General features: G+C 60.6%; 23 protein-coding genes. 12 read left to right on the top strand and 11 right to left on the bottom strand.

All coding sequences use genetic code 11. The features are described 5' to 3' along the window. Positions 1-440: 440 nt before the first annotated feature. The 3 genes from ACP7EG_RS16630 to ACP7EG_RS16640 all read left to right on the top strand — a co-directional run bounded on the left by ACP7EG_RS16630 (position 441) and on the right by ACP7EG_RS16640 (position 3,901). Positions 441-1,733: a sensor histidine kinase gene (locus ACP7EG_RS16630; RefSeq protein WP_426088516.1), complete on the top strand. Its 1,293-nt coding sequence runs from the start codon at positions 441-443 to the stop codon at positions 1,731-1,733. A gap of 63 nt (positions 1,734-1,796) precedes the next feature. Continuing rightward, the gene (locus tag ACP7EG_RS16635) at positions 1,797-2,555 is read left to right on the top strand and encodes a LytR/AlgR family response regulator transcription factor (protein WP_096234411.1); all 759 of its coding nucleotides are present in this window, start codon (positions 1,797-1,799) and stop codon (positions 2,553-2,555) included. A gap of 164 nt (positions 2,556-2,719) precedes the next feature. Continuing rightward, positions 2,720-3,901 carry a PAS domain-containing sensor histidine kinase gene (locus ACP7EG_RS16640; RefSeq protein ID WP_426088517.1) on the top strand — a complete coding sequence of 394 codons (1,182 nt, stop codon included), beginning with the start codon at positions 2,720-2,722 and terminating at the stop codon, positions 3,899-3,901. A gap of 49 nt (positions 3,902-3,950) precedes the next feature. Here ACP7EG_RS16640 and ACP7EG_RS16645 read toward each other — a convergent pair whose 3' ends face one another. The 3 genes from ACP7EG_RS16645 to ACP7EG_RS16655 form a co-directional block, all read right to left on the bottom strand. Further along, positions 3,951-4,898, bottom strand: a complete 948-nt coding sequence (locus tag ACP7EG_RS16645; protein ID WP_141172201.1) for a porin — start codon at positions 4,896-4,898, stop codon at positions 3,951-3,953. 194 nt (positions 4,899-5,092) lie between these two features. Further along, positions 5,093-5,743 carry a class I SAM-dependent methyltransferase gene (locus ACP7EG_RS16650; RefSeq protein WP_426088518.1) on the bottom strand — a complete coding sequence of 217 codons (651 nt, stop codon included), beginning with the start codon at positions 5,741-5,743 and terminating at the stop codon, positions 5,093-5,095. Positions 5,744-5,804: 61 nt separating this feature from the next. Next, a complete protein-coding gene (locus ACP7EG_RS16655; protein WP_071078844.1) occupies positions 5,805-6,746 on the bottom strand; it encodes a CysB family HTH-type transcriptional regulator in 942 nt (313 codons plus the stop codon). A gap of 160 nt (positions 6,747-6,906) precedes the next feature. Here ACP7EG_RS16655 and ACP7EG_RS16660 point away from each other — a divergent pair, with 160 nt between their 5' ends. From ACP7EG_RS16660 to ACP7EG_RS16695, 8 genes are all read left to right on the top strand, one after another. Then, positions 6,907-7,680, top strand: coding sequence for a sulfite exporter TauE/SafE family protein (locus ACP7EG_RS16660; RefSeq protein WP_426088519.1), 774 nt, complete (start codon positions 6,907-6,909; stop codon positions 7,678-7,680). A gap of 69 nt (positions 7,681-7,749) precedes the next feature. Further along, complete coding sequence (locus ACP7EG_RS16665; RefSeq protein ID WP_426088520.1) at positions 7,750-9,438, top strand: nitrite/sulfite reductase; 1,689 nt, start codon at positions 7,750-7,752, stop codon at positions 9,436-9,438. After that, positions 9,431-9,991: a DUF934 domain-containing protein gene (locus tag ACP7EG_RS16670; RefSeq protein ID WP_096234404.1), complete on the top strand. Its 561-nt coding sequence runs from the start codon at positions 9,431-9,433 to the stop codon at positions 9,989-9,991. Before ACP7EG_RS16665 ends, ACP7EG_RS16670 begins: the two co-directional genes overlap by 8 nt. A gap of 9 nt (positions 9,992-10,000) precedes the next feature. Continuing rightward, positions 10,001-10,717 (top strand): phosphoadenylyl-sulfate reductase, encoded by a 717-nt coding sequence (locus ACP7EG_RS16675; RefSeq protein ID WP_426088521.1) that lies wholly within the window; start codon positions 10,001-10,003, stop codon positions 10,715-10,717. 40 nt (positions 10,718-10,757) lie between these two features. Then, the gene (cysD, locus tag ACP7EG_RS16680) at positions 10,758-11,669 is read left to right on the top strand and encodes a sulfate adenylyltransferase subunit CysD (protein WP_071078849.1); all 912 of its coding nucleotides are present in this window, start codon (positions 10,758-10,760) and stop codon (positions 11,667-11,669) included. Further along, positions 11,669-12,988, top strand: a complete 1,320-nt coding sequence (locus ACP7EG_RS16685) for a sulfate adenylyltransferase subunit 1 (protein WP_426088522.1) — start codon at positions 11,669-11,671, stop codon at positions 12,986-12,988. Before cysD ends, ACP7EG_RS16685 begins: the two co-directional genes overlap by 1 nt. 14 nt (positions 12,989-13,002) lie before the next feature. Continuing rightward, positions 13,003-13,767, top strand: coding sequence for a uroporphyrinogen-III C-methyltransferase (cobA, locus tag ACP7EG_RS16690; RefSeq protein WP_426088523.1), 765 nt, complete (start codon positions 13,003-13,005; stop codon positions 13,765-13,767). A 254-nt stretch (positions 13,768-14,021) separates the two neighbouring features. Beyond that, positions 14,022-14,672, top strand: coding sequence for a hypothetical protein (locus tag ACP7EG_RS16695; RefSeq protein WP_426088524.1), 651 nt, complete (start codon positions 14,022-14,024; stop codon positions 14,670-14,672). 6 nt (positions 14,673-14,678) lie between these two features. On the opposite strand, the gene ACP7EG_RS16700 is transcribed toward ACP7EG_RS16695, so the two are convergent. The 4 genes from ACP7EG_RS16700 to lptF are packed head-to-tail and all read right to left on the bottom strand — an operon-like array spanning position 14,679 to position 18,359. Further along, positions 14,679-15,644, bottom strand: coding sequence for a stealth family protein (locus ACP7EG_RS16700; RefSeq protein WP_426088525.1), 966 nt, complete (start codon positions 15,642-15,644; stop codon positions 14,679-14,681). Continuing rightward, positions 15,641-16,048, bottom strand: a complete 408-nt coding sequence (locus ACP7EG_RS16705) for a sirohydrochlorin chelatase (protein WP_426088526.1) — start codon at positions 16,046-16,048, stop codon at positions 15,641-15,643. Before ACP7EG_RS16705 ends, ACP7EG_RS16700 begins: the two co-directional genes overlap by 4 nt. After that, positions 16,048-17,217 (bottom strand): LPS export ABC transporter permease LptG, encoded by a 1,170-nt coding sequence (gene lptG, locus ACP7EG_RS16710; RefSeq protein ID WP_096234398.1) that lies wholly within the window; start codon positions 17,215-17,217, stop codon positions 16,048-16,050. Before lptG ends, ACP7EG_RS16705 begins: the two co-directional genes overlap by 1 nt. Further along, on the bottom strand, positions 17,214-18,359 hold the full coding sequence (gene lptF / locus ACP7EG_RS16715; RefSeq protein ID WP_426088527.1) for an LPS export ABC transporter permease LptF: 1,146 nt from the start codon (positions 18,357-18,359) through the stop codon (positions 17,214-17,216). Before lptF ends, lptG begins: the two co-directional genes overlap by 4 nt. A gap of 67 nt (positions 18,360-18,426) precedes the next feature. Here lptF and ACP7EG_RS16720 point away from each other — a divergent pair, with 67 nt between their 5' ends. Then, a complete protein-coding gene (locus tag ACP7EG_RS16720; RefSeq protein WP_426088528.1) occupies positions 18,427-19,920 on the top strand; it encodes a leucyl aminopeptidase in 1,494 nt (497 codons plus the stop codon). Between the two features lie 189 nt (positions 19,921-20,109). Here the strand turns inward: ACP7EG_RS16720 and ACP7EG_RS16725 are convergent, their stop codons facing one another. Genes ACP7EG_RS16725 through ACP7EG_RS16740 form a run of 4 tightly spaced genes read right to left on the bottom strand, consistent with a single transcriptional unit; the run spans position 20,110 to position 21,728 of the window. After that, on the bottom strand, positions 20,110-20,643 hold the full coding sequence (locus ACP7EG_RS16725; protein WP_426088529.1) for a hypothetical protein: 534 nt from the start codon (positions 20,641-20,643) through the stop codon (positions 20,110-20,112). 11 nt (positions 20,644-20,654) lie between these two features. After that, a complete protein-coding gene (locus ACP7EG_RS16730; RefSeq protein ID WP_071079295.1) occupies positions 20,655-21,125 on the bottom strand; it encodes a CreA family protein in 471 nt (156 codons plus the stop codon). A gap of 32 nt (positions 21,126-21,157) precedes the next feature. After that, positions 21,158-21,346: a DUF1653 domain-containing protein gene (locus ACP7EG_RS16735; RefSeq protein WP_034782199.1), complete on the bottom strand. Its 189-nt coding sequence runs from the start codon at positions 21,344-21,346 to the stop codon at positions 21,158-21,160. A 10-nt stretch (positions 21,347-21,356) separates the two neighbouring features. Continuing rightward, on the bottom strand, positions 21,357-21,728 hold the full coding sequence (locus ACP7EG_RS16740; protein ID WP_096234395.1) for a hypothetical protein: 372 nt from the start codon (positions 21,726-21,728) through the stop codon (positions 21,357-21,359). Between the last annotated feature and the right edge of the window lie 236 nt (positions 21,729-21,964).

Below are 21,964 nucleotides of genomic sequence, written 5' to 3' on the forward strand. Positions count from 1 at the left end.
ATTGACGCTGCACTTACATCAAATGCCCACACTTATCGACTGTTAATTGTTAAAGAACGGTATTCGGTACTGCTTTCGCGCTATCGACAAAGCGTTGTGTTTGTCAGCTGCGAAGAAGGGAGAGTATGAAGCTTTTTCAGCATTTCGTCAACCTTCTTTTTTTCCCACTTCACTCAGCATTTGCATGCATCGTTCAGCGAGGGGGCGAATTATAGCCTTGGGCTGCGCACGCCGCAAGGGCTATTTTGATGCTGCGGCCTGCCCTCACCGCCCAGCAAGCCTTGTCTTCACTTCAAGCGCCTTTTTGTGCAGCCTGTCGCAATCGACTGGCGCACTTCGTGGTCTTTAGGCACAGTGCCAACATCAGACTCTGACGCTACTCAACAAGGGGTTAAACTTCCCCGCTGCGTCGATTAACTCTTGTACTTGAAAGTGCCCCCATGCTTCCGATTTCCAGCCTGCCCCAATTGTTGAAAACCATCCTCGCTTGGTTGCAACGGGCATTCGACGCGACGACGACCTGGGTTACCCAACTGTCCTGGTGGAAATTTTTCCTGTTCGCTGCGCTGGCCCTGATCGCCGGCTCCATTTTGCAAGATGAGCTGTTCTCGTCCAGCCCGGACGAAGAAGTTGTCATCAAGTCGCACAAACGCAGCAGCAAGGGCTCGGGAGATACCAATATCCTGATCGACGATACGGGCATCCATTTCAATCCCCGCAATAGCAAGAACCGGCGCAGCAGCACGGCCGACGCGGCCAGCGATCCGGCCGATGCCGCCGAGGCGGACGCGCAAGCCAGTGCCGTACCGCCGGAGCCGCCTCAACCGCCCGCCGCCCCCGCCAAACCCAGCTATCCGGTGACCACCAATGCTTCAGGGGAAGAAGTCCATATTGAATTGCCGCCGCAAATCGGCGAAGAGCTGTCGAATGCCATCGAAGAAGCGGTCGATGATGCGGCGGAGCAAAAAGTGTCGCGCTACCACCAGCAAGCTTCCACCTGGTTCAAGAGTTTTGTGTCCTTGCTGGTATTGGCCCTGTTTGCCATGAAAGCCCTGGTCGGCGGCAAGAAACGCGCCGAAGCGGAAACCGTCACGGCGAATGAGGCGGCCGAACGCGAATCCATGCAGCGCCAGCTCAGCGAAGCGAAGATGCAGATGATGCAGGCGCAAGTCGAGCCGCATTTCCTGTTCAACACGCTCGCCTCCGTCGAACACTTGATCCAGGTCGATCCACCGCGCGCGGCCAAGATGCAGCGCAGCCTGATCCAGTATCTGCGCGCCGTGCTGCCGCAAATGCGCGACAACGCGCTGATTACCAACCTGGGCCGCGAAGCGGACATGGTGCAAGCGTACTTGAACCTGCTGAAAATGCGCATGGAAGAACGCTTGACCGTCGATTTCCAGATTCCCGATGGCCTGCGCAGCGCCGCGTTCCCGCCCATGATGCTGCAATCGATGGTGGAAAATGCCATCAAGCATGGGCTGGAAGTCAAGCCGGAAGGCGGCACCCTGCGCATCGTGGCGGAAGTGGCGCACAGCAAGCTGCGCGTTATCGTCACCGATGACGGCCTGGGCTTTGGCGTGGTGCCCAGCGATGGCACGGGACTGGGTTTGCCCACCATCCGCGAGCGCCTGAAGCTGTTGCATGGCGATCAGGGCAGCCTGACCATTACGCCAAATCAACCGTCCGGCGTGTGCGCCGTGATCGAAGTGCCATATCAGCTGTCCAAATAAGACAGTTGATAAAAACGCTAAATCATTGAATAATCAATCTTCGCCTGTTCACACTTGAGACCTATGCCTACCGCTATTATTGCCGACGACGAAAGACTGATGCGCGACCAGCTGCGCCTGCGCCTGGGCCAGGCTTGGCCCGAACTGGAAATCATCGGCGAAGCCAAGAATGGCGACGAAGCGATCGAACTGGTGGAGCAACTCAAGCCCGACTTTGCCTTTCTCGATATCCGCATGCCGGGCAAGACGGGCATGGAGGCGGCGCAAGTGATTGGCAGCAAGACCCATATCGTCTTTGTCACGGCCTACGATACCCACGCCGTCGAAGCCTTCGAGCGGGGCGCAGTCGATTATGTGCTCAAGCCGCCCGAGCATGAGCGCTTGCTGGTGACGGTAGAGCGCCTGAAAACGCATTTGAACAAGCCTGCGCTGGACGTCAACAGCAGTGTCACGGCCATGCTGTCACAGCTGGCCGAGAAAATCACGGCCAAGCCCACCTACCTGCAATGGATACAGGCCAGCATCGGCCAGGACTTGCGCATGATCCCCGTGGAAGAGATTTTATTTTTCCGTTCTGACGAGAAATACACCTGCGTGCAGACAGCCAAGTATGAGGCGCTGATCCGCAAGCCCGTGCGCGATCTGGCCGAAGAGCTCGATCCTGCGCTGTTCTGGCAAATCCACCGCGCCACCCTGGTCAACGTGAATGCCATCGAAGGCGTGACGCGCGACATCCGCGGCCGCCACCTGGTACTCATCAAAGGCAAATCTGACAAGCTCGAAGTGAGCCGCAGCTTCTTGCACCTGTTCAAGCAAATGTAAGTCGCGCGCCGCCGCCCGGCCCATGCCGGCGCGGCGCCTTGATCTTTTCCTCCCCCTTCCTGCGCCACATCAAGCCGCGCCGCCCCAGCAGGCATAGGCTACATGAAGTCCAACTCTCCATCGCTGTCTTGCCTGCCTTCGTACACGTTCGCAAGGAGAAGCCCATGCCCGACCGAGGCAGTCCCACACTGCTGCGCATCCTGCCGCTGGGCATGGCGGCGGCACTATTGCTGTGCTTGTTTCCTCCGCTGAAAGCCCGCCGGCAACGGCAGGCGCGCGGGCAAGCCATCATCGACAGCGCCAGCGACGCCATCATCAGCATCGACAGCGGGCAATTCATCCTGCATGCGAACGCGGCGGCAGCCAGATTGTTCGACGACACGCCGGACGGCATGCGCGGCAGGCACCTGGGCCACTACATCCTGCGCGACTTGCGCAGCCTCGGCAGGCACGAGGGCGATCCGCCGTTTGGCGACATCAGCCAGGAGCTGCGCCTGACGGGCCGGCGCGCCACCGACTACACCCTGACGGGACGGCGCAGCGATGGCGCCATGTTCCCCCTCGAAGGCTCGCTCTCGGCCATGCAAGAAGACGGCCACAGCGTATTTACCATCATCGTGCGCGATATCAGCGCGCGCCAGCAGATGCATGCACAGCTGGCCCGCTCCTTTTCGCAATTGCGTGAATTGTCGAGCGCGCTACAATCGATCCGCGAAGAGGAACGCAAGCATATCGCGCGCGAACTGCATGACGACCTGGGGCAATTGCTGGCCACCCTGCGCGGCGACCTGACCCTGGTGCGCCAGCACTCGGACACCACCGGGTCCCTGCAAGCGTTGCTGCAAAGCATGGACGGCTTGCTGGTGACTGCCATCACTTCGCTGCGGCGCATCGCCAGCAACCTGCGTCCGCGCGCGCTCGATGAAGGAGGCTTGTATTTCGCGCTGCAAAAATTGCGCCACGACTTCCTGTTGCGCCGCGCCATCCATTTTGACTTGCTGGCCGACGAAACCGACCTGGTGCTCGACGACGCGCGCAGCACGGCCATCTACCGCATCGTGCAAGAAGCGCTGACGAATATCGCGCGCCATGCCGAGGCAAGCCACATCACCATCGCCCTGCACCGCATCGATTCCTCGCTGGCGATCACCATTCAGGATGACGGCCGCGGCATTGCCGAACACGACCTGGAAAAAGCCACGGCCTTGGGACTGCTGGGCATGCGCGAGCGGGTGTGGGGCTTGAACGGCAGCATTCATATCGGCGCCGATAACGAACTGGGCGGCACACGCATCGAAATCTCGCTGCCCATGCAGGCGGAAGTGATGGAAACAGCCACGTCATAACAAAAAAAGGCGCCCGCAGGCGCCTTTACTTCGTCACATCGAATGATGCTTAGAATTTATGTGCCAGGCCAATCTGGTACGAAGTCAGCGACTTGACGCGCTCGCGGCCAGCGTAAGCGTACACGTCGGTACGCTTCGACAAGTGGTAGTCGTAGCCGACGCCGAATTCCTTGATGGTATCCTGATCCTTGACCTTGTTGTTGCTTTGCTCTTGCTTGCCATACGACACTTTGGCATCGCCGCCGCCAACCGTGTAGTTCAGGCCGATCAGGTAGGACTTGAATTCGCCGTTGGCAGCCACCTTGGTGTCGCCTTTCGAGTAGGCGGCCGTGATCTTGGCTGGGCCGAATTTATAGCCGCCACCGATGGACCACAGGTCCGGCTTGGCTGCCGTTGCCGTTGCTTGCACGGCTTTCTCGTAGCCGGCGTGCAAGCTGATCGGACCATTGTCGTAGGTTGCCAGGCCGATGACGCCTGCGTCAGCGCTGTTGACTTCGCTCAGCACGTATTGCAGGCTGCCCACGAAACCTTCAAAGCTTGGGCTGTTGTAGGTCACAGCGTTGTTCACGCGCGACGAGCCGACGCCCGAACGCAGCAGGGTTTCATTGTTCTTGCCAACCACGCCGTAGGTGTTGAATGGGTCGACGCGGGCGATGGTGCCATCGACCAGATTCTTGGTGCGGCCCAGGATGGCGGTACCGAAAGCGCCTTTCAAGCCCACATACGCTTGACGGTCGAACAACACGCCCTTTTGCGCGCCGGTGTCGGCCAGGAATTCACTTTCCAGGTTGAAAATTGCGGACAGGCCGCCACCCAGATCTTCCGTACCCTTGAAACCGAGGCGCGACGCATTGTTTTCGCGTTGTACCGTCGGCTGGCCAGTGGTCTTGGCGATACCGAGGTCAACCAGACCATACACGGTAACGTTCGATTGTGCTTGCGCCGTAGCTGCTGCGAAGGTGCCGATGATCAATGCTGCCAGAGTAATTTTTTTCACTTGAGATTCTCTACATTAGGTTGGACAAGTTGAGCTGCTGCTGAGCTGCTTAGCTGCTGAACCGAATCATGCCCACGAAATACTTCAACAATATGACATCGACAAGATGTTGCTTTTTGGCACAACACCGTGTCACATAAAAACAACAGACGAAAAAAAACCGCCCGCAGGCGGTTTATCTTGCCGTGCTGGCCCTATTTCAGGCGGCAGCTCAGCAGCCAGTAATGTTCCAGGCGCTTCATGCGGATTTCGCGGGCCGAGTGGGCAAATTTTTTGCGCAGATGACTATCCGACGGGAAATTCTTCAGCACTTCATAGCGTTCGCCCCCCTCCGTCGTGCGGAACTGGTGGGTATTGCCTTCCAGGTCGGTGCGCGCGATGACAGTGCTGCTGCCGTCGACGTAGGAATTGTCGATCAGCACCAGCAGGATGTCCTTGCCCAACTTGCTACGCAATTGCTTCAGGTATTTGTCCTGGTCTTCGCGCTTGACGTGCGACCACCAGAAACCGGCGAACACGGCCGTAAACTTGCCCAGCAAGTCATCGGGCAAGTTGAATGCGTCGAGCTTGGCAAAGGTGACGTTGTCGGGCAAGCCGCGGGCCTGGGCCAGCGCCAGCATTTCATCGTTGATATCGGTGGCCAGCACGGACTCGGCCGACTCGGCGACCACTTCCGTCCAATAGCCGGTGCCGCAGGCCAGTTCCAGCACGGTGTGGCCTTCCAGCACGTCGGCGACCTTGTCACCCAACACTTCCAGGTCTTCCTGGCGTTCGGGCTTGTCATAGACGCGCTCGTACTGCTGCGCGATGGTGGCGTAATATTTGGCAAGCTGATCGGTAATCATTGTTTCTTCTCTTCTTAAATAATCTTGGCCAGGCACATCGCCCGGCCGACTTCATGCATTGTTATAGTTCGTAGTGCTCTTTATCACCGCTCATCGCCTGCTCTATGAGCTTGCGGTTCAGAGTCGGCGTCAGCAACTCGATAAAGGTATAAATATAGCTGCGCAAATACGCTCCCTGCTTGACGGCCACGCGCGACACATTCATGCCGAACAGGTGGCCGACAGGGATGGAGCGCAAGCCTTTGTCGCGTTCGGCATCAAAGGCCATACCCGCTATGATACCAATCCCCATGCCCAACTCGACATAAGTCTTGATGACGTCGGCATCAATGGCTTCCAGCAAGATGTCCGGCTTCAGGCCGCGCAGCACGAAAGCGTGGTCGATCTTGTTGCGTCCGGCAAACGCGCTGTCATAGGTAATCAGGGGGAAAGCGGCGATTTCTTCCAGGGTCACGGACTTCGATTTGAGCAGCGGATGGTCGACCGGCACCACCACCACGTGCTCCCATTGATAGCAGGGCAAGGTAATCAGGCCATCGATGGCGGCAATCGATTCCGTGGCGATGGCAAGATCGGCCTGGTCGCGCTGCACCATCTCGGCGATCTGGCGTGGGTTGCCTTGCAGCAAAGATAAGCGTACCTTGGGGAACTTCAGCATGAAGGCTTGCACCACCTTGGGCAAGGTGTAGCGCGCCTGCGTATGCGTGGTGGCAATGGTAAAGCTGCCGCTGTCCTGGGCCGCGAATTCCTTGCCGATGCGCTTCATGCTGTCGATTTCCTGCATGATCAGCTCGACCGATTCCAGCACCAGGCGGCCCGGCTCCGTCAAGCCGCGGATGCGCTTGCCGTGGCGTGTAAAAATATCCACGCCCAGCTCTTCCTCCAGCTCGATGATGGCTTTCGATACGCCCGGTTGCGACGTAAACAAGGCCTTGGCGGCATCCGTCAGGTTATAGTTCTGACGGACCGCTTCGCGCACGAAGCGCAGTTGATGGAGATTCATTGCTGGTTTGCCCTAGATTGCCGTGATTTGCCGAGTTTCCGCCCCACCCATGATTTTGCGTTCATGCATATACGCATATCGCATATAAGCAAATGCGTACTAAGTAGTTTGGAATAAACACTAAGTTTATTACTATTGCGGGTACTTTGGGGGTGCAAGCATGACTTTGTCTTATATAGTCTCAGGATTTGCCGTAGGATTACTCGTAGGAATGACCGGCGTGGGCGGCGGCTCGCTGATGACGCCGCTGTTAACCCTGCTGTTTGGCGTACCGCCCTCCGTGGCGGTGGGCACCGACCTGGCGTTCGCCTCGATCACCAAGAGCGCCGGCACCCTGACGCACCGCCTGCGTGGCACCATCCGCTGGGATATCGTCAAATGCCTGTGCATCGGCGCCCTGCCTGCCGCCGTCGTGTCGACCCTGGCGCTGAAATCATTTGGCACCCTGTCGCCGGAAATCGGCCAGATCATCCGTTACTCGATCGCCGGCTCCGTGCTGCTGACCGTGGTGGCGCTGGTTTTCAAGGGCCGCATGCTCACATGGATCAATGCCCACCCTGAAAAACAATTACAAGGAAATAAGCTTGCCGCAGCGACCATCATTTCAGGCGCCGTGCTGGGCACTCTGGTCACGATCTCGTCGATCGGCGCCGGCGCCATCGGCGCCACCTTGCTGGTGATGCTGTATCCACGCATGACCTCGGCCGAAGTGGCGGGCACCGATATCGCCTACGCCGTGCCCCTGACGGCCATCGCCGCCCTGGGCCACTGGTGGCTCGGCTCCATCCACTGGGAATTGCTGGCCTCGCTGCTGGTCGGCTCCCTGCCCGGCATCACGCTCGGTTCCTGGGTCGCGCGCTCCGTGCCGGAAAAGTTTTTACGCGTGCTGCTGGCGATGACCTTGACCGGCGTGGCAATAAAGCTAATCTATTAAAGACAAGAGCAGTATCAAGAACATCATCCCAGGCAGTCTTCCAGTACCCCGGCTTTTTTAGGAATTGATATGTACCATTACGATCAGTACGACCACCTCATCATCAAAGAGCGCATCGCCCAGTACCGAGACCAGGTTGCGCGCCGTATCGCCAATGAACTGACGGAAGAGGAATTCATCCCGCTGCGCTTGCAAAACGGCCTGTACATGCAACGCCACGCCTACATGCTGCGCATCGCCGTGCCGTACGGCTTGCTGTCGTCGACGCAGATGCGCATGTTCGCGCACATCGCGCGCAAGTATGACCGCGGCTATGGCCATTTCACCACGCGCCAGAACATCCAGTTCAACTGGATCGAGCTGGAACAGACTCCCGATATCCTGACCGACCTGGCTTCCGTGGAAATGCACGCGATCCAGACGTCCGGTAACTGTATCCGTAATACAACATCGGACCCGTACGCCGGTGTCGCCGCCGATGAAATCATCGACCCGCGCCCGTACGCGGAAGTGTTGCGCCAGTGGAGCACCTTCCACCCCGAATTCATCGCCCTACCGCGCAAATTCAAGGTCGCCATCAATGGCGCAGAGGAAGACCGCGCCGCCATCGCCGTGCACGACATCGGCTTGACGGCCGTGCGCAACGAGGCTGGCGAGGTGGGCTTCAAGGTGATGGCCGGCGGCGGCATGGGCCGCACGCCGATTCTGGGCAGCGTCGTGCGCGAATTTTTACCGTGGCAACATTTGCTGACGTATATCCAGGCCATCATGCGCGTGTACAACCTGCACGGCCGCCGCGACAACAAATACAAGGCGCGCATCAAGATTCTGTTGAAAGCCATCGGCGTGGAAGAATTCACGCGCCAGGTGGAAGCGGAGTGGGTCGATTTGAAGGATGGTCCGGAAACATTGACGACCGAGGAAATGCAGCGCGTGGCGGACTTTTTCAATCCGCCCGCCTACCTTGCCCTGCCGGAACTCGACTACAAGGCCGAACATGCGGACAACAAGGCGTATGTGAACTGGCTGGCGCGCAACGTCAAGCCACACCAGCGCCCTGGCTACGTGGCCGTGGTGCTGTCGCTCAAAAAAACGGGCGTGCCACCGGGCGACGCGACGGCCGAGCAGATCGACTTCGCGGCGGATCTCTCCGACCGCTACAGCTTCGGCGAACTGCGCGTGACGCATGAGCAAAACCTGGTGCTGGCCGACGTGGAGCAATCGAAACTGTTCAAGCTGTGGCAGGAAGCCAAGGCGCACGGCCTGGCCACGCCGAACATCGGCTTGCTGACGGACATGATCTGCTGCCCCGGTGGCGATTTCTGCTCGCTGGCGAACGCCAAGTCGCTGCCGATCGCGGCCGCCATCGCGGAGCGTTTCGACAACATCGACTTCCAGCACGACATCGGCGAGATCGAACTGAATATTTCCGGCTGCATCAATGCCTGCGGCCACCATCACGTGGGCAGCATCGGCATCCTCGGCGTCGACAAGGATGGCAGCGAATGGTATCAAGTGTCGATCGGCGGCGCGCAAGGCAACAACGCCGCCATCGGCAAGATCATCGGACCATCGTTCTCTTCCCTGCAGATGCCTGAAGTCATCGGCCGCCTGCTGCACGTCTACGTGCGCGACCGCCACGAAGGCGAGCGCTTCGTCGATACGGCCCAGCGCCTGGGCCTGGCGCCGTTCAAGGAACACGTATATGCAACGCCGATCACGGTCGGCAACCTGGTGGGAGAAGACGAATATGTTTGAAGTACGCGAAGAAATCATCAAGAACGCCGCCGTGGTGCCAAATACCTGGGGCTTGCTGCGCCTCGATGAAAACGACACGCCGGAAACGGTCGTCGTGCCAGCCGGCAAGGTCATCGTGCCGCTGCCCGTGTGGCAAGCCCAGCGCGACACCCTGCTGGCGCGCCTGCCCGACATCGGCGTCTGGCTGGCCAGCGACGAGCGCCCGGAAGAACTGGCCGCCGACGTGGCGCAACTGCCCGTCATCGGCGTGGACTTCCCGAAATTCACGGATGGCCGCGGCTATTCGATCGCCTTCAACTTGCGCGCCCGCCTGGGTTTCCAGGGTGAATTGCGCGCCATCGGCGACGTGCTGCGCGACCAGCTGTTTTCCATGCACCGGGTAGGCTTCGACGCGTATGCGACACGCCCCGACCGCAGCATCCATGACGCTCTGAAAGGTTTATCGGTCTTTTCGGAAACTTACCAGGCCTCGTGGGATCAGAAATCGCCGCTGTTCCGCCGCCATCAGCGCGAAGGCCAGAATCCTGACCTCGACAACGCGGCCGGCATCTGAGGACCAATCATGAGCGATTTGACTTCTTTGATTGACGCCACCGAGCAAACGCTGACACGCATCGCGGCGGACTTTTCGCCGGCCGTGTTCGCGTCCAGCCTGGCAGCCGAAGACATGGTACTGACCGACATGATTCTCAAGGCAAAGCTGCCCATCGGCATCTTTTCCCTGGAAACAGGCCGGCTGCACCAGGAAACCCTGGCCGTGCTCGACAAGGTCAAGGCCCGCTACGACCACGACATCACCCTGTACCGCCCGCAGCCGGAAGCGGTGGCGGCCTACGTGGAACAGAACGGTCTCAACGCGTTCTACAACAGCGTCGAGATGCGCCGCGAATGCTGCCGCATCCGCAAGGTCGAGCCACTGGGCCGCGCCCTGGCCGGCAACATGGCCTGGATCACGGGCCAGCGCCGCGCCCAGTCCACCACGCGCGCCGAATTGCACGTGCAGGAAGACGACGCGGCACATGCGATGACGAAATTTAATCCGCTGGCCGACTGGTCCGAGCAGGATGTGTGGGACTATCTGCGTGCCAACGACGTGCCATACAACGCGCTGCACGACCAGGGCTACCCGTCCATCGGCTGCGAACCGTGCACGCGCGCCGTGCAGCCGGGCGAAGATGTACGGGCCGGACGTTGGTGGTGGGAAAACCCGGATTCCAAGGAATGCGGCCTGCACATGGTGGACGGCAAATTGATACGCATCAAATCCGTGGCAGCCTGAACAGACACAACAGACTCAGCAGAACAAGAAAGCACCCCATATGAGCAATATTTTGAACCAGCGTCACCTCGACAGCCTTGAATCGGAAGCCATCCACATCCTGCGCGAAGTGGCGGCCGAATCGGCCAACCCCGCCTTGCTGTTCTCGGGCGGCAAGGATTCCGTCGTCCTGCTGCGTTTGGCCGAGAAGGCCTTCCGTCCAGGCAAGTTTCCATTCCCCCTCGTGCATATCGACACGGGCCACAACTTCCCGGAAGTCATCACTTTCCGCGACAAGAAAGTGGCCGAACTGGGCGAACGCCTGATCGTCGGCTCCGTCGAAGATTCGATCCAGCGCGGCACGGTGCGCCTGCGCAACCCGGCCACGGATTCGCGCAATGCGGCCCAGGCCGTGACCTTGCTGGAAACCATCGCCGAACATAAATTTGACGCCTGCATCGGCGGCGCGCGCCGCGATGAAGAGAAGGCCCGCGCCAAGGAACGCATCTTTTCCTTCCGCGACGAATTCGGCGCCTGGGACCCGAAAGCCCAGCGTCCCGAGCTGTGGGACCTGTATAACACGCGCGTGCATCCCGGTGAAAACATGCGCGTCTTCCCCATCTCGAACTGGACCGAACTGGACGTGTGGCAATACATTGCCCGCGAAAAGCTGGAATTGCCGCCGATCTACTTCGCGCACGAGCGCCAGGTGATCCCGCGCAACGGTTTATTGGTGCCGCTGACGGACCTGACGCCGCCGCGCGAAGGCGAAACGGTGGAAACGCAAGTCGTGCGCTTCCGCACGGTGGGCGATATCTCGTGCACCTGCCCCGTGTCGTCCGATGCGGCAACGGTCGACGCCATCATCGCCGAGACGGCAATCACGCAAATCACGGAACGGGGCGCCACCCGCATGGATGACCAGACTTCCGAAGCCTCGATGGAAAAACGCAAGAAAGCAGGGTATTTCTAATGAACGCAGCAATCTCCAACACCACTCTCACCGATAGCGTTGAACGCGGCATGTTGCGCTTTATCACGGCCGGCTCCGTCGATGACGGCAAGAGCACCCTGATCGGCCGTTTGCTGTTCGACAGCAAGGGCATCTTCGCCGACCAGCTCGACGCCATGTCGCGCTCCAAGCACAAGCGCACGGTGGGCGACACGGTCGACCTGTCGCTGCTGACGGACGGCCTGGAAGCGGAACGCGAGCAAGGCATCACCATCGACGTGGCCTACCGTTATTTCGCCACGCCGAAACGCAAATTCATCATCGCCGACACGCCGGGCCATGAACAGTACACGCGCAACATGGTCACTGGCGCCTCGACGGCCGACGCCGTCATCATCCTGATCGACGTGTCGAAAGTCAAACTCGGTGACGATGGCAGCGTGGAATTGCTGATCCAGACCAAACGCCATTCGACGATTGCCCACTTGCTGCAGATCGAGCACGTGGTCGTCGCCGTCAACAAGATGGACCTCATCGACTACGATGAGACGGTGTACAACCGCATCGTCGCTGCCTACCGCACATTCGCCCAGTCGCTGGGTCTGAAGGACATCACGCCGATTCCATTGTCGGCCTTGACGGGCGACAACGTCGTCGAGCGTGGCGACAAGCTGGGCTGGTACACGGGCCCGACCCTGATCGAGCTGCTTGAATCACTGTCCGTCTACGACGAATCGCACGACACGCCTTTCCGCTTCCCGGTGCAGCTGGTGGCGCGCCACAACGGCCACGAAGCGAACGACTTCCGCGGCTACATGGGCCGCATCGAAGCGGGCAAGGTCAGCATCGGCGACACCCTCGTGGTGCAGCCGTCTGGCCAGACGGCAACAGTCAAGGATATCGTCACGCTGGACGGCTCACTGTCGACGGCCGTGGTGGGCCAGTCCGTCACCCTGCTGCTCAATGAATACCTCGATATTTCGCGCGGCGACTTGCTGGCCAGCAGCGAACGCCCCGCCACCCTGCTGAAACAGGTGGTGGCCGACGTGTGCTGGCTGTCGGAAGACGCACTGGACCTGCGCCGCAAGTACTGGATCAAGCACGGCACGAAACAGACGGCGGCCAAGGTGACGGCGATCGAGTCGATTCTCGATATCAATACGCAACAGCGCCATCCTGCCGAAGGCCTGAAGCTGAACGATATCGCGCGCATCAGCCTGAACGTGCAGCAGGCGCTGGCGGCCGACGCGTATGCCGATATCCGCGCCACGGGTGCGTTTATCCTGATCGATGAAGTGACCCACCAAACCGTCGCGGCGGGAATGATCCGTCTCGACTGAGGAAGGCAAGCACCATGAACAACTCCCCATCTCTCCCCGGCAAGGTCTACCTGATCGGCGCCGGCCCCGGCGCGCAAGACCTGATGACCTTGCGCGGCGCGCGCCTGCTGGCGCAAGCGGACGTCGTGCTGCACGACGCGCTGGTCACCGAAGAGATGCTGGAGCTGTGCCCGCAGGCGCAAAAAATTCTTGTCGGCAAGCGCTGCGGCCAGTTGTCGACGGCGCAAGCGTTCATCAACAAGCAACTGGTCGACAATGCGCGCAAGCACGCCGTCGTGGTGCGCCTGAAAGGCGGCGACCCCATGCTGTTCGGCCGTGCCGACGAGGAACTGCGGGCGCTGGAAGAAGCGGGCATCGCCGTCGAAGTGGTGCCCGGCATTACCACGGCCCTGGCTGCCGCGGCGGCCACACAGCAACCGCTGACCAAACGGGGCGTGTCGCGCAGCGTGGCTTTCTTTACCTCCAGCACGGCGCCGGGCGAACCGGAGCAGACGCGCATTCCCGACTGCGATACCTTGGTGCAATACATGGGCGGGCGCGAAGCCATCGCCACGGCGCAGCGCCTGCTGGCCCAGGGCCGGCGCGTTGACACGCCCGTGGTGGTGATCGAAAACTGCAGCCGCCCGGACCAACGCATCGTGCGCCTGACGCTGAGCGCCCTGGCGCATGGCCTGGGCGATACCCACGGCCCCGTGCTGGTGATGCTGGGCGACGCCATGGCCGCGCGCGCGCATCAGTCCATCGAAGATGACGCTGCTGTTCTGGCGCGCCATGCCTGAATAAATAAATACAGCGTATTTTACCGACTTTAAAGTCAGTAACCGACGTCTTCAAAAGAAACATGATACGATGCTCACGCATCTTTTCTCGAGAAGTTATTGCGTAATAGCAATGAAATCCCCGCTACAACCCGCCATAGCGCTTGCTGTGCGGCCTCCCCGTTGACGGGAACCGCGCAGCAGTCTCCCCGAAAAAAGCTGCGCCCGCAGGCTGCAATACCGCCGCCGCGCAACTTTAGCCTTACGATCCAACCATGAATTTCACCTCCATGCGCGAAGCCCTGACTTCGCTCAGCCGCAGCAATGTCGGCGTCGCCAGCGCTGTGCTGCTAAGCATGCTCGCCTCCATCGCCCTGTGGACGGTGTTCCCGAATATCGACGATGAAAACCATTTGCTGGAATGGCTGCAGGCGCTGTTCCTGGCCCTGGCCTGCACGGTGCACGGCGTGCGCGCATGGCAAGAGCCTGACCGCCAGTCCTTGCGTTTCCTCATGCATGCGGGCTTGTCGGCCCTGCTGTTCGGTTTCCTGCTGCGCGAACTCGATATCGACCAGTTCGGCACGGCACCCGCCTGGGCGCAACTGGAAAAAGCCCTGCGCGTGGTGGAATTGCTGATCCTGATACGCGTGCTGATCTTTTTTGCACCGCGTGCGCGCAAGGTGTTTGCCCACCCCGGCCTGATTTTCAGCATGCGCATCACCATCCTGACGGCCATCGGCGGCTTGCTGATGGTCGCTGGCTGGCCTTTCGACAAGAAGGTATTTCACGGCATGCCGGATGCTTACGCGCTGCTGGGCGAGGAAGTCTTCGAACTGGGCGCCTATTTGCTGCTGTTTCTCGCGTCGCTGTCCGACACCACGGCCGCCGCCCGCATCAGCCTGGCGCCGAAGAAAAAAGCGGCTTAACCGTCTTCAAATTTCAAAGGAAGATGGCAGCGGCAGCAGCCGTTGCAAGGTCGCGGCCACGCGCAGCAGGCGCGGATCGTCATCGTCGGCCTCGTCGCAGGTATCGTTGATACAGAAAAACGGCAAACGGCCGAAACGTGCCGCCAGCGCCTCGAGCTGCTGCGGCGCATCCACATCGCCGCTGGCGATATGCAGCGGGTCGAGCATGCGCGCCCGCGCCACGCCCAGATGCACCATCCAGCGCGGCACCAGGTCGGGCAGCAATGCCGGCACCTGCCAGGAGCGGAACACCGTCGCGCGCACGGCGGCAAACATGGCCGGCGCCAGCCCTTCCAATTCATGCAGCGCGCTTTTCAGCATGGGCCGCGGCGCATGCGCATACAGGCGCGGCTCATGCCGGTAATCGGCGTACTGCGCCGACAGCCATTGCCGCGACAAGGTGGCGCAATTGACGGGCGCCGCCACGTCGGCGCGCAAGCCCTGCAAATCGGGCTGCAGCGCACTCTCCGTAAACACGCTCAGACGCCCCTCCCCTTCCTCCCCGAACCAGAACGCGGGCTCGAACGGCGCGCCAAAAAAAACGTCGTCGTTCAGGTACAGGAAGCGTTCGGACAAGCCAGGAATATGGTGCAGGTACGATTCGATATGGCCGGAGTCGAACACGGGCAGGGATGCATCGGGCATCAGGCAGGCATGGTCGATCACCGTCAGGCGCGGTGAGACGCGCAGCCAGTGGGGCACTTGCCGGTCCGTCAGCAGGTAGATGTGTCCGTGGCCGGGGAAGAAGCGCTCGAGCGCGCGCAGGTTGTAGCGCAGTTCGCCGTTGTCGCGATAGCGCCCCGCCACGTTGCCATGCAGGGCCAGTTGGCCGGGATGCGCCTGCGCCCAGGCGGCATAAGCGTGCTGCCGGCGCGTGCGCCATGCGGGATCGGCGCCGTCAACCCACAGGTAGACGATGTCGATGCCGCTCAAGGGCGAGGGCTGGAGCCTGGCGCCGCCACGCAGTAATCGGCGATGGCAGCGAGCACGCTGGCGTTCTCGCCCACCGCCTCGACCACCTTCAGGCGCAGTGCCGGATGCTGCTGGCGCAGTTCTTCCAGCAACAGCGGCAAGTCGCGCAGCACATGCCCGCCCTGCCCCAGGAACACCGGCACCACGGTAACGTCCAGGATGGCGCCGGCGGGCAGCTCGGCCAGCAAGGTCGCCACCAGTTCGGGCAGGCGCGGCGTCATCAGCTCCAGGAAGGCCAGGTGCACGCTGGTGCCGGGCATGCGCGCCTGGGTCAGGTCGCGCAGGCGCTCGAAGGGCGCGGCCCACGATGCGGCGCGCGCGCCATGGGCAAACAAAATCAGTGCCTGTTGCACGTTCGTCTCCATTAGTGTCTTTCCACCCACCACAGGGCGCCCAGCGCCAGCAGCAGATACAGGGTGCTCGGCGCCACCGCCGTCAGGAAGGCCGGCCAGGTACTGAGCAACCCAAGATGCGAAAACAGGGTGTTGACCAGCATGAAGCTCACGCCGATCATGATGCCGATGAAGATCTTCAGGCTGATGCCGCCGCTGCGCGTGTGCATGTAGGCGAATGGCAGCGCCAGCGCCATCAGCACGAAGATAGCCAGCGGATCGATCAGCTTTTTCCAGAAGGCGATGCGGAAACGCTCGGTTTCCTGCTTGTTCTCGGCCAGGTGGCGCGTGTACACGGCCAGTTCGCTGGCCGACATGCGCTCGGGATCGGAAGCCGACACCGTCAGGATCTTCGGCGTCACTTCCGACGTCATGTCCTTGCTCGCGCTCTGCACCGTGCGCACCAGACTCGTTTCCTGCCCAAAGTAGTTCGCCAGCTTCGGTTCAAAGCCGGGCGAGGTCGCCGCGCTGTTCGAGAACGAGGTTTCCGTCACGTCGGTCAGGCGCCAGATATTATTGCCCTGATATGTCGCCCCCTTGGCCACGGTCAGGGTGCGCAAACGCATATCGGTATCAAACTCATACAGCTTGACGTTTTTCAGCTGGCCGTCCGGACGCGCTTCGCCCACATTGAAAAAGCGCGAGCCGGTGACGGTGCCCGTCAGGCCGTCGCTCTTGACCATGTCCTTGGTCCACAGGCCCGAGCGAAACTCGCTCGACACGGCCGCGCCGCGCGACGTCAGCTTGAGGCGTTCGGCCAGCGGCTCGGTGCGCGGCGTGATCAGCTCACCAAAGATGAAGGTGATGACGACAAAGACGATACCGATGCGGAACAGGAAACCGGCCGCCATCGCCGTCGACATGCTCGAGGCGCGCATGATGGTAAATTCGGAGCTGGCCGCAAACTGCGCCATCGTGTAGATCGTGCCGATCAGTGCCGCGATCGGCATCACCTCGTACACATGCCCCGGCACCAGCACCAGCACATACAGGAAGGCATACTGGATGGTGTAGCCATTGCGGCCCACCTTGGGCAGCTCGCCCGTCAGGTCGATGAAGGCTTGCAGTGCCAAGAAGGCCAGCAGCACGAACAGCACCGCCTGGAATATCGAGACCGCAAAATAGCGCTGTAAAATCTTCATTTCGATACCGCTTTACTTGGTTTGCCGGCGCGGCGCGCGCGCTTGAAGGACGCCAGCAGGACCAGCGGATGATAGCGGTGATTCACATTCAGGCGCCACGCAAACAGCGCCACCACGGCCAGTGCCGCCAGCAGGTGCAGCGGCCACCAGGCCAGGCCGAATGTCAGGCGCCCCTGTTTCACGCTCGCTTCGACGACCTTGATAAGGTTGCTGTACGTAAAGAAAATCAGCAGGGCCACGATCAGGTTGGCCGAACTGCCGGCGCGCGGATTGACAAAGCCCAGCGGAATGGCCAGCAGGATCAGCATCAGGCCGATCATGGGCGCACTGACGCGCCACAGCAATTCGGCCATGGTGTAGGGATTCGGATCGGCGACCAGCGCCATGGTGCTCATCGCGCGCACGCCCAGTTCCGCGCCCAGTTCCTGCTGCTTGCTCTCGATGCGCATGATGTACTGCTCGAATTCCATGGTCTGGAAGTCCGCCTGCGTCGGCACGCCCTGGTAGCGGCGGCCGCTCTTGAGCACCAGGAAGCGTTCGCCCTTGGCGTCGGTATTGATCACGCCTTCCTTGGCGACGACGACGACGGCGCTGCCTTTTGCATCGACGGTATTGACGAAGACGTTCTGCACCACGTTCTTCTCGCCGCTGACGCCCTCGACGAAGAAGATGCGGTTGCTGCCGGCCGATTCGCGGAACTGGCCCGGCGTGACTTTCTGCAGGTCTTCGCGCTTTTCAAAGCGCGCCACATATTCATCGCTTTTCTTTTGCGCCCACGGCGTGGCGTACAGGCTCAGGACACCGGTGGCCAGCACCAGCGGCAGGCCGAAGCTGAGCACGGGCCAGATCCAGCGCGACAGGCTCAGGCCGGAGGCGAACCACACCACCATCTCCGACTCCTTGTAGCTGCGCGTGACGACCATCAGCACCGAAATGAAACCGGTAAGGATGATGATGGTGGGCAGCTGCATCAGGGCGGAAAAAACCATCAGCGACATGACGTCGGCCGACGCAATCTTGCCGCCCGCCGCCTTGCCGAGAATACCGATCAGCATCCAGGTGAGCAGGATGCTGAACAAAACAGTGAAGGTGGCCCCGGCGGCACTAGCCAATTCACGTCGAAGGGCGCGTTGAAAGATCATTCGGAGTTTATAATTCGGGTCAGTTAGTTGAGTAACACGTTACTAGTAAATGAAAACGGAGAACCAAATGGACTTTAGCATAAAAGCATTCGATACCAAGAGCACCCTCGGCACGGCCAAAAGCGGATGCATCGCGGTTGCGGTATTCGAAAACAAAAAACTGTCGCCAGCGGCAAAATCGCTGGACAGCAAGGGTGCGATTTCGGCTGCGCTGAAGTCCGGCGACATCAGCGGCAAGCCAGGCAGCACCTTGCTGCTGCGCGCAGTCGATGGCGTCGCCGCCGAACGTGTTCTGCTGGTAGGCATGGGCAGCGATGAAACTGTCAGCGAAAAAAGCTTCGCTACCGGTGTACAAGCGGCCCTCAAGGCTTTCGGCTCGCTGGGCGCTGCGGACGCCATTATCGCATTACCGCTGACGGAAGTGAAAGAGCGCGACGTAAATTGGGCAATCCGTTGCGTGGTGCAAGCCGCCCACGACAGCGAATACCGCTGCGACTCGCAAAAAAGCAAAAAAGATCCGGTGCCAGCAGGCGTGCGCAAGATCGTCCTGTCGGCGCCGGCAACAAGCGCCACGCGCGGCGCGCTGGCGCAAGCCATCGCCATCGCCAACGGTTCCGACCTGACGCGCAATCTGGGCGACCTGCCTGCCAACGTCGCCAACCCGACCTACCTGGCCAATACTGCCAAGCAGCTGGCCAAGGATTACAAGTTTGAAGTCGAAGTGCTGGACCGCAAACAGCTCGAAGCGCTGAAAATGGGCAGCTTCCTGTCCGTCACCAACGGCAGCGAACAGCCGCCGAAATTCATCGTCCTGAAGCACATGGGCGGCAAGGCCAAGGATGCGCCAGTGGTCCTGGTCGGCAAGGGCATCACCTTCGACACGGGCGGCATTTCGATCAAGGCCGGTCCTGGCATGGATGAAATGAAGTACGACATGTGCGGCGCCGCCTCGGTACTGGGCACCTTCCGCGCCATCGGCGAAATGAACCTGAAGCTGAACGTCATCGGCGTCATCGCCGCGTGCGAAAACATGCCGTCAGGCCGCGCCACCAAGCCGGGCGACATCGTCACCTCGATGAACGGACTGACCATCGAAGTGCTGAACACCGATGCCGAAGGCCGTCTGGTGCTGTGCGACGCGCTGACCTACGCCGAGCGTTTCAAGCCGGCAGCCGTGGTCGATATCGCCACCCTGACGGGCGCTTGCGTCGTCGCTCTGGGCCACCACAACAGCGGCCTGTTTACGCGCAGCGATGCGGCGCATGATCAGCTGGCCAATGAACTGCTGGCAGCGGGCAAACAGTCGAGCGACACGGCATGGCGCATGCCGATCGAAGAAGCCTACAACGAACAGTTGAAGTCGAACTTCGCCGACCTGGCGAACATCGGCACGCCAGGCGGCGGTTCGGTGACGGCAGCGGCGTTCCTGGAAAACTTCACCAAGAAGTACACCTGGGCGCATCTGGACATCGCCGGCACGGCATGGAAATCGGGCGGCGCAAAAGGCGCGACCGGCCGTCCAGTGCCCCTGCTGACGACGTTCCTCATCAACCGCGTGTAAGAGAACGCCAGACCAAACCTACTGCGCGGGGCTATTGGCGGCCGGCGATGCTCGCTGTACATAAAGTACAGCTGCGCTTCTCGGCCACCACTAGCTCCCGCTCGCTACGGTTTTGTCAGGCGTCGTTACGTAAGAAGGCAGCCGCCATGGTCACTGACCATGGCGGTTTTTTCATGCGTGGCGCATTAATCAGTAGACGACGGGATCGGGAATCGGCAACGGCGCCACCTTGGGCTGCACCACTATCTCCGGCACGGCGGCAGCTGGCAGCGGCGCGGAAACCAGCGCGGGCGGCGGCGCCAGACGGGCCGGGTCTTGCATGACGATGGTCAGGATCGACGGGTAGTCAAAGCCGGCGCCCGTGTTGCGGTCGACGAAATAACCGACGCCCAGGGTCAGGATGACATTGCCCCAGACGCTGCCATTGAGCTTGGGATCGATGTGATCGTCCGTGGCGATGGCGGGTGAACCGTGCTTGCGGCAATCGACCTTCAGAGGCTCCGGGCTCTTGCGGATGGTAATGCGCCCCGGCGTGGTGACGAACCATTTGCCCACGTCGTTGCTGAGGATGCAGCCGGCGCCATTGAGCTCGCGGTTGTCCTGGATGGTTTGCACCAGCACCATCTGCTCGGTATTGCCGGTCAACGTGGCGCAGCCGCCCAGAGCGAACAGCAGCGTCCCGGCGGCAAAGGCGGCAAGGGGGGCAGACAGCGGCACACGCATGGGTAGCTCGCTTAACGCACGGGAATCGGCTGGTCGCCGGGCACGGCGACGGCAGTGACGCTGTTTTTCGGGCTGCCCTCGATCAGGCGGTCGGAATACACAAGGTAGACCAGCGCATTGCGCTTGCTGTCGACCATGCGCACCACGCGCACATGTTTGAAGAAGATCGAGGCACGCTCGGTAAATACTTCTTCCTGGCGCGGCAGCTTGCCCTTGAATTGCAGCGGACCCACCTGGCGGCAGGCGACGGCCGCATCGGCCTTGTCCTCGGCCAGGCCGACGGCGCCCTTGATGCCACCGGTCTTGGCGCGCGACAGATAGCAGCTGACGCCAGCGACACGGGGATCGTCGTAGGCTTCGACGACGATCTTGTGGTCAGGGCCGATCAGTTTGAACACCGTGTCGACCGAACCGATGGTTTCGGCATGCGCCGCGGTGCAGGCAAAGCCCAGCACCAAAGCGGCAGGCAGCAATTTACGCATGAAATAATCCCGGGCACGCACGCAGGCGGCCATCAGTTGATGGGAGCGAAACGCTGGACCATGACGCCTTCGACTTCGATCAGTTGAAAAAACACGTCTTTCGGCCGGGTCCAGATGGAACCGTCCGCAGCGCGATACACGATCATCGGCGTCAGATCCGCCTCCAGCGTGGCTTCGCACACCAGTTCATAAATGCCGCCCTTGTAGTGTCGATAACGCATCGCCGTCCCCTCAAGCCGTTGAATCTTCGCTCTTGTCGTCGGCCAGTGCCTTCTGCTTCATCTTCAGGCCCTGGATCACTTTCAATATGCCTTCCATGCCGGCAGCGCCATCGGCGCCGCTGAAGGCATCGAGCACTTCATTGAGCACCTTGTTGCGCACGGTCGCCTCATCGGAGGACATTTCCAGCGCGCGCTGGGCTTTCGCCGCCTTTTCGGCCGCGCTCACGCGCGGCTTGGCCGCCGTCTTGCCATGCGTCAGAGCTGCCTGCCAGATAACCCAGCGACGCTGGGTTTCGAAAATCAGGTACTCATCCGGTTTGTCTTCTCTTCGCCGCACAATGTGGCCGTCACGCTGCGCCCACGCTTCAAATGCAGTTCGCATTTTCTTCCTTTGCAAATGCTACGCGCAAGTCTCACTATTAAAACTGCAACATTTCAAAATAGTACCATCTATTGATGTCGCAAAACAGTCTCATAGATATAGTACTGCAATTTATATAACAAGTCTGGCGGCGCCAAGGACGGAACTGACGCTCCGCCCCGGCACAGTGGTCATGTAATCGGAATAGCAATTACAACTAATTACAACTGCTTCCTGTTCGGTTCTTAACTTGGCTG

The sequence above is a fragment of the Janthinobacterium sp. PSPC1-1 genome (assembly GCF_049897625.1).
GTDB classification, from domain to species: domain Bacteria; phylum Pseudomonadota; class Gammaproteobacteria; order Burkholderiales; family Burkholderiaceae_D; genus Janthinobacterium; species Janthinobacterium tructae.